The 12,230-nt window shown below is 68.9% G+C and carries 12 protein-coding genes; 8 read left to right on the forward strand and 4 right to left on the reverse strand.

The window, feature by feature from the left end; translation table 11 throughout:
- Positions 1-2: 2 nt before the first annotated feature.
- Positions 3-1,571, forward strand: coding sequence for a tripartite tricarboxylate transporter permease (locus tag ACTJLF_RS03730; RefSeq protein ID WP_019652182.1), 1,569 nt, complete (start codon positions 3-5; stop codon positions 1,569-1,571).
- A 78-nt stretch (positions 1,572-1,649) separates the two neighbouring features.
- Here the strand turns inward: ACTJLF_RS03730 and ACTJLF_RS03735 are convergent, their stop codons facing one another.
- From ACTJLF_RS03735 to ACTJLF_RS03750, 4 genes are all read right to left on the reverse strand, one after another.
- A complete protein-coding gene (locus ACTJLF_RS03735) occupies positions 1,650-2,573 on the reverse strand; it encodes a pirin family protein (RefSeq protein WP_019652181.1) in 924 nt (307 codons plus the stop codon).
- 148 nt (positions 2,574-2,721) lie between these two features.
- Positions 2,722-3,273 (reverse strand): flavodoxin family protein, encoded by a 552-nt coding sequence (locus ACTJLF_RS03740; RefSeq protein WP_019652180.1) that lies wholly within the window; start codon positions 3,271-3,273, stop codon positions 2,722-2,724.
- Between the two features lie 140 nt (positions 3,274-3,413).
- A complete protein-coding gene (locus ACTJLF_RS03745) occupies positions 3,414-3,899 on the reverse strand; it encodes a DoxX family protein (RefSeq protein WP_354410262.1) in 486 nt (161 codons plus the stop codon).
- Between the two features lie 18 nt (positions 3,900-3,917).
- Positions 3,918-4,619 (reverse strand): pirin family protein, encoded by a 702-nt coding sequence (locus ACTJLF_RS03750; RefSeq protein WP_440882509.1) that lies wholly within the window; start codon positions 4,617-4,619, stop codon positions 3,918-3,920.
- Between the two features lie 161 nt (positions 4,620-4,780).
- Here ACTJLF_RS03750 and ACTJLF_RS03755 point away from each other — a divergent pair, with 161 nt between their 5' ends.
- The 7 genes from ACTJLF_RS03755 to ACTJLF_RS03785 all read left to right on the forward strand — a co-directional run bounded on the left by ACTJLF_RS03755 (position 4,781) and on the right by ACTJLF_RS03785 (position 12,170).
- Positions 4,781-5,734: a LysR substrate-binding domain-containing protein gene (locus tag ACTJLF_RS03755; RefSeq protein WP_019652177.1), complete on the forward strand. Its 954-nt coding sequence runs from the start codon at positions 4,781-4,783 to the stop codon at positions 5,732-5,734.
- A gap of 149 nt (positions 5,735-5,883) precedes the next feature.
- Positions 5,884-7,011, forward strand: coding sequence for an NAD(P)/FAD-dependent oxidoreductase (locus tag ACTJLF_RS03760; protein ID WP_019652176.1), 1,128 nt, complete (start codon positions 5,884-5,886; stop codon positions 7,009-7,011).
- A 10-nt stretch (positions 7,012-7,021) separates the two neighbouring features.
- The gene (gene gluQRS, locus ACTJLF_RS03765; RefSeq protein ID WP_440882510.1) at positions 7,022-7,984 is read left to right on the forward strand and encodes a tRNA glutamyl-Q(34) synthetase GluQRS; all 963 of its coding nucleotides are present in this window, start codon (positions 7,022-7,024) and stop codon (positions 7,982-7,984) included.
- Complete coding sequence (gene trmB, locus ACTJLF_RS03770; RefSeq protein WP_132751300.1) at positions 7,984-8,739, forward strand: tRNA (guanosine(46)-N7)-methyltransferase TrmB; 756 nt, start codon at positions 7,984-7,986, stop codon at positions 8,737-8,739. The genes gluQRS and trmB overlap by 1 nt, the downstream gene beginning before the upstream one ends.
- 70 nt (positions 8,740-8,809) lie before the next feature.
- Positions 8,810-9,265 (forward strand): helix-turn-helix transcriptional regulator, encoded by a 456-nt coding sequence (locus tag ACTJLF_RS03775; protein WP_132798154.1) that lies wholly within the window; start codon positions 8,810-8,812, stop codon positions 9,263-9,265.
- A gap of 35 nt (positions 9,266-9,300) precedes the next feature.
- Complete coding sequence (locus ACTJLF_RS03780; RefSeq protein ID WP_132751302.1) at positions 9,301-9,711, forward strand: VOC family protein; 411 nt, start codon at positions 9,301-9,303, stop codon at positions 9,709-9,711.
- A 17-nt stretch (positions 9,712-9,728) separates the two neighbouring features.
- Complete coding sequence (locus tag ACTJLF_RS03785; protein WP_440882511.1) at positions 9,729-12,170, forward strand: ATP-binding cassette domain-containing protein; 2,442 nt, start codon at positions 9,729-9,731, stop codon at positions 12,168-12,170.
- Positions 12,171-12,230 lie beyond the last annotated feature (60 nt).

Below are 12,230 nucleotides of genomic sequence, written 5' to 3' on the forward strand. Positions count from 1 at the left end.
CCATGATCGGTCAATCGCTCCACGACCTCTGGTACGGCTTCGGCGTGGCCTTCCAGGGCTCGAACCTGATGTGGTCCTTCTTCGGCGTGCTGGTGGGCAACCTCATCGGCGTGCTGCCGGGCATGGGCGCGCTGCAGGCCATCTCGATCCTGCTGCCGCTCACCTACGTGATGCATCCGGTGCCGGCCATCCTGATGCTGGCCGGCATCTTCTACGGCTCGCAGTACGGCGGCGCCATCGGCGCCATCCTGATGAACATGCCCTCGCATCCGCCGCACGCGGTGACCTGTCTCGACGGGTATCCGATGACCAAGCAGGGCAAGGGAGGCGTCGCGCTGGGCGTGACGATGATCGCCTCCTTCTTCGCGGCCTCCGTCGGCATCATCGTGATGATCTTCGCCTCGCCGCTGCTGGTGCAGATCGCGTTCAAGTTCGGCCCGACCGAGATCTTCTCGATCATGCTGCTGGGCCTGCTGGCCGGCTCCACCATGTCGCGCGGCTCGCCGCTCAAGGGCGTGGCGATGACGCTCTTCGGCCTGCTGTGCGGCGTGGTCGGCACCGACGTGAACAGCGGCAGCTTCCGCTTCGCCTTCGGCCTGCCGGAGCTGAGCGACGGCCTCGAACTGGTGGCGATCTCAATGGGCCTGTTCGGCGTGGCCGACTTCCTGCTGAACGTGAACCGCATGAAGGCCATCGGCGACACCGGCACGCTCAAGCTCAGCGACATGCGCCCGAGCAAGGAAGAGCTCAAGCGCGCCTTCCCCGCGATGATCCGCGGCACGCTGGTGGGCACTGTGTTCGGCGCGATGCCCGGCACGGGCCCGACCATCACCACCTTCATCGCCTACGCGCTGGAGCGCAAGGTGTCGAAGACGCCCAACAAGTTCGGCACCGGCATGATCGAAGGCGTGGCCGGCCCCGAGGCCTCGGCCCACTCGAAGACGCAGGTCGACTTCATACCGACGATGAGCCTGGGCATTCCCGGCGACGCGGTGATGGCGCTGATCCTCGGTGCGCTGCTGATCCAGGGCATCCAGCCCGGTCCGCAGCTCATCACCGAGCACCCGGATATCTTCTGGGGCCTGATCGCCTCGTTCTGGATCGGCAACGTGATCCTCGTGATCCTGAACGTCCCGATGATCGGCGTGTGGGTGAAGCTCCTGAAGGTGCCCTACAAGTACCTGTTCCCGGCCGCGATGTTCTTCATTGCGACCGGCGTGTACAGCACGCAGAACAGCCTCTTCCAGATCTGGGAGGTGCTGGTGTTCGGCATCGTCGGCGCGGTGCTGATGACGCTGGAGTTCTCGGTCGCGCCGATCCTGCTGGGCTTCGTGCTCGGGCCGATGGTGGAGGAGAACTTCCGCCGCGCGCTGCTGCTGTCGCGCGGCGACATGTCGGTGTTCGTGACGCGGCCGATCAGCGCCACCTTCATCGGCCTGTGCGCGCTGCTGCTGCTGGGCGTGAGCTACTCCGCATGGCGCGGCCGCGGCAGCCGCAAGGCCGTGCTCGAGCTGCCGAAGGCGCCCGAGGGCGCACCGCCTGCAGAGAGCCTGACGATCGGGGGCAAGTAGGCAGCCCGGCAGGAAAGCGAAAGGCCCGCATCGCGGGCCTTTCTTCTTTGGCGGTCAGCTCCGCACGCCAGCCGAGGCTCAGACCGGCGTGGTGCCCGTATCGGGCTCGCGCACGCCGAAGGGCTTGCCGGGCAGCGGGATGAACTCGGTCTCGCCCGGCACATGGCCCATGCGTTGCGCTGCCCAGTCAGCGCCGGCTTCGAGGATGCGCTCGCGGCTGCTGGAGACGAAGTTCCAGGTGATGTAGCGCGGGCCGTCCAGCGGCTCGCCGCCGATCACCACGAGGCGCACGGCGGCGTCGGCAGTGATGGTGCCACCCTGCCCGTGCGGCAGCACGGCCATGGTGTGGACCTCGACCGGCTCGCCGTTCACCGCGAGGTCGGCATCGACCGCGTAGACGGCCAGCTCGGGCGCCAGCGCTGGCAGCTCGAAGCGCCCGCCTGCCGGCAGCGCGATGTCGAGGTACACGGTCTGCGAAAGCGTCTTCACCGGAGAGCGGGCGCCGAAGGCCTCGCCCACCAGAACGCGCACCGCCGCGCCCTGCTGCGTCAGTTCGGGAATCGCGTCGGCCGGGGTGTGCTCGAAGCTGGGCTCGATTTCTTCGTGCGCCTGCGGCAGCGCGGCCCACAGCTGCAGGCCGTGGTTCACGTAGGTGTCGGCCTTCAGGCGCTCTGGCTTGCGCTCGGAGTGCACGATGCCGCGGCCGGCGGTCATCCAGTTGATGGCGCCGGGCAGGATCTCCTGCACGCTGCCGAGGCTGTCGCGATGCATCATCGCGCCCTTGAAGAGATAGGTGACCGTCGAGAGGCCGATGTGCGGGTGCGGACGCACGTCGTGCTCGCTGCCCGGCTGCTCGGTGGCCGGGCCGAAGTGATCGAAGAACACAAAGGGACCGACCGAGCGCTGCTGCGCCGCGGGCAGCAGCCTTCTCACCTTGAAGCCGCCTCCGAGGTCCTTGTCGTGCGGCTTGAGCAGTCGGGTTTCGGGGGTGGCGTCGGTCATCGTGTTTCTCCGTGAGTGATTGATCGGCTTCGTTCGTCGCATTCAGTTCGCGGAACACCGCGCAACCGGCGTTGCCGGGCCGCCGGTGCTGCCCCCTGCGAGGGGGTTGGCGCAGCGGCACGAAGTGCGCGAAGCCCGGGGGCGAGTTCTAGCCCCGCGATCTTGCCACCGTGGCGATGCGCTCGCCGAAGGCGCGGGCGGTGTCGAAGTCGCCCTTGGACATCTCGGCCGGGCTGGCGTCCGAAGGTGCCTGCGTCAGCAGGCCGCCGTAGCCGCCCACGTAGTTCAACGAGTCGCGCGTGGCCGCCTTGTTGTTGCTCGGCAGGATGCCCATGCTGACCCAGATGCCGCTGTGCTGCATCGCCAGCGTCCACAGGTAGTTCAGGGTCGTGACCTTGTCCCCGTTCATGGTGGCGCTGTTGGTGAAGCCGGCGAAGAGCTTGTCCTTCCAGCCCTGCGTGAACCAGACCTTCGACGAGGCATCGGCGAACTTCTTGAACTGCCAGCTCACGCCGCCCATGTAGGTCGGCGAGCCGAAGACGATCGCGTCGGCCGCGGCCAGCAGCTCCCAGCCGCCTTCGGGCAGGTTGCCGTCCGCGTCGATGGCGAGCAGCTGCGCGCCCGCGCCGTCGGCGACGGCCTGCGCCACGCGTTGGGTGTGGCCGTAGCCGGAATGGAAGACGACGACGATGTTTGCCATTTTTGGAACTCCTGAATGAAAAAGGAAGGGAGTCGGTCTCTTCGCGGAACACCGAGGAACCGGCTCTGCCGGGCCTCAGGTGTTGCCCCCGGCGAGGGGGCGGCGAAGCGACACGAGGTGCGCGAAGCCTGGGGGAAAGCTTACTTTTTGTCGATGCTGAAGCGGCCGGGACCGAAGGCGGCAAGCGCGAGCAGGCCGCCGGCGATGGCGATGTTCTTGTTGAAGTTGATCTGCTGCATCATCTTCATCGCATCGGGGGCCGACCAGTACTTGTGGAAGAACAGCGCGGTCGCGATGCTGAAGATCGCCATCACGATCGCGGTCCAGCGGGTCTTGAAGCCCAGCAGCAGCGCGATGCCCAGGCCCAGCTCCACGATGATCGCGATGACCGCGCCCACCTCGGGCAGCGGCAGGCCGACGGACGTGATGTAGCCGACGGTGCCGCTGAAGCCCATGAGCTTGCCGATGCCGGCCGGAATGAACAGGTAGGCGATCAGGATGCGGCCGATGAGGGCCAGCGTGTCCTGCGCGGGGTTGGGTGCTGTGTTTGCGGTTGCCATGGTTGAGAACTCCTCGGTTGTTGACTGGACTGAAAAGACACGGGTGAAAAAAAGCCGGGCGGCCAGCGCCCGGCAAGGGGGAGATCAGGCGGCCAGGTCGAACACCAGCACTTCGGCGTCCTTGCCGCCGGCCAGCGTCACCTGCGATTCACCTTCGAGCATCGCGGCGTCGCCGCCGGAGAGCTTCTGGCCGTTCACTTCGAGCTCGCCGCGCACCAGGTGCACGTAGCTCTTGCGCTTCGGGTCTAGCGAGAGGCTGGCCTTCTCGTCGCCGTCGAAGAGACCGGCGTACAGGCTCGCATCGGCATTCACCTTCACCGAGCCTTCGCTGCCTTCGGGCGATGCCACCAGGCGCAGCTTGCCGCGCTTCTCGTCGTCGCTGAACTTCTTCTGCTCGTAGCCGGGCTCGATGCCGCGCTCCTTCGGCAGGATCCAGATCTGCAGGAAGTGCGTGGTCTGGTCGGCCTTGTGGTTGAACTCGCTGTGCATCACGCCGCGGCCCGCGCTCATGCGCTGGACGTCGCCCGGGGGAATGCTCTCCACGTTGCCAATGCTGTCCTTGTGCGCCAGTTCGCCCGAGAGCACGTAGCTGATGATCTCCATGTCCTTGTGGCCATGGGTGCCGAATCCGGCGCCTGCCGCCACGCGGTCCTCGTTGATCACGCGCAGGTTGCCGAAGCCCATGTGGGCCGGGTCGTAGTAGTTGGCGAACGAAAAGCTGTGGAAGGAGCGCAGCCAGCCATGGTCGGCATAACCGCGTTCCTGTGATTTACGGACTTGCAACATCGTCTGACTCCTTCTGCCCTGCCCCTGTGGGGGTGTGCGGGCCTTCTTCGTATGCCGCGCCGGATGCGCAGCGGATGTGAAGAATTTTGGGTCTCGGCACCCGCTCGAAAGACGCCGCGGTTTGATGGCACCATTCAAATATTTTGATCAATGGAACCACCATGCCCAGCCCCAGAGACGTGCTGACCCCCGACGCCCTTGCCATGCTCCAGGCGGTGGCCGCCACCGGCAGCTTCGCCGCCGCCGCCCGTGCCCTGAACCTCGTGCCCAGCGCACTGAGCTACCGGGTGCGCCAGATCGAGGACGCCCTCGACGTGCTGCTGTTCGACCGCAGCACCCGCCAGGCACGGATGACCGAGGCCGGCGCCGAGCTGCTGCGCGAGGCCGAGCGGCTGCTCGGCGAGATCGACGCGGTGGCCAACCGGGTGAAGCGCGTGGCCACCGGCTGGGAGGCGATGCTGACCATCTCGGTCGACAGCGTGATCGCCCGCGACCCGCTGCTCGACCTGGCCACCGCCTTCTTCGCGCTGGAGCCGCCTACCCGGCTGAAACTGCGCGACGAGACCCTGCTGGGCACCATCGAGGCACTGACCACGGGCGAAGCCGACCTCGCCATCGGCGCGGTGCTCGATGCCGCGAGCCTGGCCTTCAGCGCCACCGGCATCCGCAGCCGACTCATCGGCGAGCTGTGCTTCGTCTATGCGGTGGCGCCGCACCACCCGCTCGCACGCGAAACCCAGCCGCTGACCGATGCCGTGATGCGCCGGCATCGCGCAGTGGCGGCGGCCGATTCGGCGCGCCACGGGCCCAGCATGACGGTGAACCTGGTCGGCGGGCAGGACGTGCTCACCGTGCCGAGCATGCAGGCCAAGATCGCGGCGCAGCTTCACGGGCTGGGCGGTGGATTCCTGCCTGAGCCGATGGCGCGGCCGTACATCGAGGCCGGGCATCTTGTCGAACTGAAGACAGAGCGCAAGCCGCCACTGGGATCGCTGCACTGCGCATGGCGGGTGCCGAGCGCCGGCAAGCCGGGGCGCGCGCTCGAATGGTGGCTCGCGCAGTTCGAGCACGAAGGCACGCGGCGCGCGCTGCTGGAGCGCCATCGGGGCCGATGACGCAGCCGCGCTCCATCGACGGGGCCGACGAGTATTGCCGAGGATCGTGCGGCGCCGCTAAGGGTGTGCCCTCAGGCGGAGCGGCTGCCGGACCGATGTAGAGTGCAGACACATCCATCCGCATTCCATCCAGAAGAAAAGAGCCGTTCATGAGCACTCGCGCAACTGCAAGGAAACCGGCCAAGGCCGCCGCCGACCGTCACCGAACCCCGCCAGCCCCTAAACAGCCCAAACAGCCCGCCCAGCCCCGCCACTTCGCCGTCATAGGCGCCGGCATCGCCGGGGTGGCCTGCGCGCGGACGCTGGTGCAGGCCGGCCACAAGGTCACGCTGTTCGAGCGCAACGACGCCCCCGGGGGGCGCATGGCGAGCGTGGACACCGCCTTCGGCCGCTTCGACAGCGGCGCCCAGTACTTCACCGTGCGCGATCCGCGCTTTGCCCTGGCGCTGGAGAACACCCCCGGCGTGTGCAAGCGCTGGAGCGCCAACCTCGTGCGCGTGCTCGACGCACACGGCCGCGTGGCCGAGGCTGCGCTGCCTTCTCTCGAGCCGCACTGGGTGGCCCAGCCCGGCATGGATTCGCTGGTCGCCCGCTGGGCGGAGCCGCTGGGCGACAGCCTCGTCACCGGCGCGCGCGTCACGCAGATCGAGCCCGATGCGCTCGACGCGAAGCGCTGGCAACTGCGCACCGCCGGTGCCGACGATTCGCAGCACGTCTATTCGGGCTTCGACGCCGTGCTGCTCGCGGTGCCGCCCTCCGCTGCCCGTGCCCTGCTGGGCGACGGCGGCAAGCTCTCGGCCACGCTGGCCCGCAAGATCGCCCCCGTGCGCATCGCGCCCTGCTGGACGCTGATGATCGCCTACCCCCAGGCCAACCAGCCCAACATGTCCCACCTGGGCCCGCAGTGGAACGCGGCCCGCAGCACGCACCACCGCGTCGCCTGGCTGGCGCGCGAATCGTCCAAGCCCGGGCGCGAGCCGGTCGAGCGCTGGACGCTGCAGGCCAGCGCCGCCTGGTCGGAGGAACACCTGCGCGACGCACCCTCGCGCGTGGAAGCCAAGCTGCTGCGCGCCTTCGCCGAGATCACCGGCATCTACGCCACGCCCGCGCATGCGCAGGCCACCCGCTGGGACGAAGCCCAGACCCAGGTGCCCGTGGGCACCACCCACCTGTGGGACGCCAAGGCCCGCATCGGCGTCGCGGGCGACTGGTGCACCGGCCACCGTGTGGAGGAAGCCTTCCTCTCGGGACTGTCGCTCGCGCTCGACGTGATCTGACCGGGCCGCGATGAGGGAGACCGGCCGCTTCGCGCCATCGCCCACCGGGGCGCTGCACGCGGGCTCGCTGGTGGCCGCGCTCGCGAGCTGGCTCGACGTTCGCGCGCGCGGCCCGCAGGCACGCTGGCTGGTGCGCATCGAAGACGCCGACACCGAGCGCTGCCTGCCCGGCATGGGCGAGCACATCCTCCGGCAGCTGGCCGCCTGCGCCCTGCTGCCCGACGAGCCGCCCGTGTGGCAGACCCGGCGCACCGACCGTTACGAGGCCGCCCTGGAGCGGCTGAAGGCGCGCGGCCTCGCCTACCCCTGCGGCTGCTCGCGCAAGGACATCAGCGAAGCGCTCGCCAGGCTGGGCCAGCGGCACGAACGCCACGGCGAACGCGTGTACCCCGGCACCTGCCGCGACGGGCTGCACGGCAAGCCCGCGCGCGCCTGGCGCTTCGCCACCGAGAAATTCGAGGCCGACCTTCCGCCCACGCCCGGCGTACCCTGGGAGGAAGACGCCGGCGATGCGACCGCTGGCGGCGAACTCTGCTTCACCGACCGCCGCCTCGGCCGCCAGTGCCAGAACGTGAGCCGCGAGGTCGGCGACTTCGTGCTGCGCCGCGCCGACGGCCCGTGGGCCTACCAGCTCGCGGTGGTGGTCGACGACGCCGAACAGGGCGTGACCGACGTGGTGCGCGGCGAGGACCTCGTGGACAACACCGCGCGCCAGATCCTTCTGCAGCGCGCGCTAGGCTTTCCCACGCCAAGCTACCTTCATACGCCGCTGGTGCGCGGCGCCGACGGCGACAAGCTCTCCAAGCAGAACGGCGCGATCTCCATCGACACCCGCTCCCCGGCCGCCGCGCTGGCCGCGCTCGACGCCGCGGCGCGCGTGCTGGGCCTGAGCCCTTCCACGGCCACCGACTGCCCTGCGGCGCTGGCCGGCTGGGTGCCCGAATGGCGTGCTCTCTACAATTCGCGCCCGTGATGAATCTTTCCGATACCGTGTCCAACGACCTTCCGCCGGGCCATGACGAGGGTGCCGACGAAGGCGCCGACAAGCCCCATCCGCTGCACCGCCGCCTCAAGAGCTTCGTCAAGCGCGGCGGCCGCACCACCGAGGGCCAGGCGCGCGCCTTCTCCGAGCTGGGGCCGCTGTTCCTCGTGCCCTACAAGCCCGAGCCGATCGACCTGACCGCCACCTTCGGCGGCCGCGCCGGCCCGACGGTGCTGGAGATCGGCTTCGGCATGGGCGAGGCCACCGCGCACATCGCGACAGTGCTGCCCGACACCAATTTCTTCTGCTGCGAAGTGCACGAGCCCGGCGTTGGCGCGCTGCTCAAGCGCATCGGCGAGCAGCAGCTGTCGAACATCCGCATCTGCGCGCACGACGCGGTCGACGTGCTCGACCACATGCTGCAGCCCGGCACCCTGGCCGGCGTGCACGTGTTCTTTCCCGACCCGTGGCACAAGAAGCGCCACAACAAGCGCCGGCTGATCCAGCCCGGGTTCGTGACCAAGCTCGCGCAGCACCTGCGCCCCGGCGGCTACATCCACTGCGCGACCGACTGGCAGCCCTACGCCGAGCAGATGCTCGAGGTGCTCTCGGCCGAGCCGCTGCTGCGCAACACCGCAGAGGGTTACGCGCCCAAGCCCGACTACCGGCCGCTGACCAAGTTCGAGAACCGCGGCATCAAGCTGGGCCACGGCGTGTGGGACCTGGTGTTCGAGCGCAAGGCCTGACGCCCTCGCATCGGCCCGAGCGGGCCTTGCCGGATTGAGCCTGCCGCCGCGGCATGGCACGATCCCGCGGATGACCAGCAACAAGACTGACGCAGAGCAGCTCCATCTGCGCGACCTCGCCCGGCTGCGCCGGGTTCGCGACCGCATCGACCGCGAGTACGCGCAGCCGCTGGACGTCGAGGCCCTCGCCTTCGGCGTGCACATGTCGGCAGGCCACCTCAGCCGCCAGTTCAAGCTCGCGTATGGCGAGGCGCCCTATTCCTACCTGATGACGCGGCGCATCGAGCGCGCGATGGCGCTGCTGCGCCGGGGCGACCTGAGCGTCACCGAGGTCTGCTTCGAGGTCGGGTGCTCGTCGCTGGGCACCTTCAGCACGCGCTTCACCGAGCTGGTGGGCATGTCGCCCAGCGCCTACCGCCGCGAGGCCGCCATGCAGACCGAGGGCATGCCGCCGTGCGTGGCGAAGCAGGTCACGCGACCGATCAGGAATCGAGAAGCGCCGGCCCCGCGGTCGAACCTAGACTGAGCGCTCCTCGACAACAACACACCGGAGCGACCACGATGAACATCAGCATCCACGCGAGTTTTCTGCCGCACAACGACCCCGAGGCCTCGCTCGCCTTCTACCGCGACCTGCTCGGCTTCGAGGTCCGCAATGACGTGGGATACGGCGGCATGCGCTGGATCACCGTCGGCCCCGCGGGCCAACCCGGGGTTTCCATCGTGCTCTCGCCGCCGGCCGCCTACCCCGGCATCACCGACGACGAGCGCCGCACCATCGCCGAGATGATGGCCAAGGGCACCTACGCCGCCATCCTGCTGGCCACGCCCGACCTCGAAGGCACCTTCGCGAAGCTGCAGGCCAGCGACACAGAGATCGTCCAGGAGCCGACCGACCAGCCCTACGGCGTTCGCGACTGCGCGGTGCGCGACCCCGCGGGCAGCCTGATCCGCATCCAGCAGCAGGGCTGAGGCGGAGAGACGGACCGATGAGCACCAAGGCGACGAAGAAGACGACCACGGCCGCAAAGACAGCAACAAAGACGACAGCGAGGGCGGCGGCACCTGCGAAGGCGCAAGACGCCGCCGACAGCCACGACATGATCCGCGTGCACGGCGCGCGCGAGAACAACCTCAAGGACATCAGCATCGAGATCCCGAAGCGCAGGCTGACGGTGTTCACCGGCGTCTCGGGCTCGGGCAAGAGCTCGCTGGTGTTCGGCACCATCGCGGCCGAGTCGCAGCGGCTGATCAACGAGACCTACAGCGCCTTCGTGCAGGGCTTCATGCCCACGCTGGCGCGGCCGGACGTCGACGTGCTCGACGGCCTGACCACCGCGATCATCGTCGACCAGCAGCGCCTGGGCGCCGACCCGCGCTCGACCGTGGGCACGGTCACCGACGCCAACGCGATGCTGCGCATCCTGTTCAGCCGCCTGGGCAAGCCGCACATCGGGCCGCCCGGCGCCTTCGCCTTCAACGTGCCTTCGGTCAGCGCGGCGGGTGCGATCACCGTGGAACGCGGTGCGAAGACGAAGACGGTGAAGGAAAGCTTCAACCGCATCGGCGGCATGTGCCCGCGCTGCGAGGGGCGCGGCGCGGTCACCGACTTCGACCTCGCCGAGCTCTACGACGACGGCAAGTCGCTCAACGAAGGCGCGCTCAAGATCCCCGGCTACAGCATGGAAGGCTGGTACGGGCGCATCTTCCGCGGCTGCGGCTTCTTCGACGCGGACAAGCCGATCCGCAAGTTCACCAGGAACGAGCTGCACGACCTGCTCTACAAGGAGCCGACGAAGATCAAGGTGGACGGCATCAACCTCACCTTCGCGGGGCTGATCCCGACGATCCAGAAATCATTCCTGTCGAAGGACGTGGAAGCGATGCAGCCGCACGTGCGCGCCTTCGTGGAGCGCGTGGTGACGTTCTCCACCTGCCCCGAATGCGAGGGCACGCGGCTCGCGGCGCCGGCGCGCTCGTCGAAGATCAAGGGCGTCAACATCGCCGACGCCTGCGCGATGCAGATCAGCGACCTCGCCGAGTGGGTGCGCGGCCTGAAGGAACCCTCGGTGGCGCCACTGCTGCAGGCGCTGGCTGCGAGCCTCGATTCCTTCGTGGAGATCGGCCTGGGCTACCTCTCGCTGGACCGGCCCTCGGGCACGCTGTCGGGCGGCGAGGCGCAGCGCACGAAGATGATCCGCCATCTCGGCTCCTCGCTCACCGACGTGACCTACGTGTTCGACGAACCCACCACCGGCCTGCATCCGCACGACATCCAGCGCATGAACGAGCTGCTGCTGCGGCTGCGCGACAAGGGCAACACGGTGCTGGTGGTCGAGCACAAGCCGGAGGTCATCGCCATCGCGGACCACGTCGTCGACCTCGGCCCGGGCGCGGGCTCGGCCGGCGGCAGCGTTTGCTTCGAGGGCAGCGTCGAGGGGCTGCGCGGCAGCGGCACGGTCACGGGGCGGCACCTGGACGACCGGGCGACGCTGAAGAAGAAGGTTCGCAAGCCGACCGGCAAGCTCGAGATACGCGGCGCGACGACACACAACCTGCGCAAGGTGAACGTCGACATTCCGCTCGGCGTGCTCGCCGTGGTCACCGGCGTGGCTGGCTCGGGCAAGAGCTCGCTGGTGCACGGCTCCATTCCGGCCGGCGCGGGCGTGGTGAGCATCGACCAGAGCGCCATCCGCGGCTCGCGGCGCAGCAACCCGGCCACCTACACCGGGCTGCTCGACCCGATCCGGAACGCCTTCGCGAAGGCCAACGGCGTGAAGCCGGCTCTCTTCAGCGCCAACTCCGAAGGCGCCTGCCCCACCTGCAACGGCGCGGGCGTGATCTACACCGACCTCGCGATGATGGCCGGCGTGGCAACCCCCTGCGAGGAATGCGGCGGCAAGCGCTTCCAGGCTTCGGTGCTGGAGTACCGCTTCGGCGGGCGCGACATCGCCGAGGTGCTGGCGATGCCGGTGGACGAGGCCCTTGCCTTCTTCGGCGAAGGCGAGGCGCGCACGCCGGCCGCGCACGCCATCCTGCAGCGGCTGGCCGACGTGGGACTGGGCTACCTGCGGCTCGGGCAGCCGCTCACCACGCTGTCGGGCGGCGAGCGCCAGCGGCTCAAGCTGGCCACCCAGATGGCCGAGAAAGGCGACATCTACGTGCTCGACGAGCCCACCGCCGGCCTGCACCTGGCCGACGTGGCGCAGCTGCTGGGCCTGCTCGACCGGCTGGTGGATTCGGGCAAGTCGGTCATCGTGGTCGAGCACCATCAGGCCGTGATGGCGCATGCCGACTGGATCATCGACCTCGGCCCCGGCGCGGGGCACGAGGGCGGGCGCGTCGTCTTCGAGGGAACGCCGGCGGACCTCGTCGCCAAGCGCTCGACGCTCACAGGCAGGCATCTCGCAGGCTACGTGAAGGGAGACTGATCGAAGCCCCTTCAGCGGGCATGCCTGCCTTCCACCCTGGCCCTGAAATTGCTACACTTT

Origin of the sequence: Variovorax sp. 22077, from assembly GCF_052044195.1 — a bacterium.
Classification (GTDB): Bacteria; Pseudomonadota; Gammaproteobacteria; order Burkholderiales; family Burkholderiaceae_C; genus Variovorax; species Variovorax atrisoli.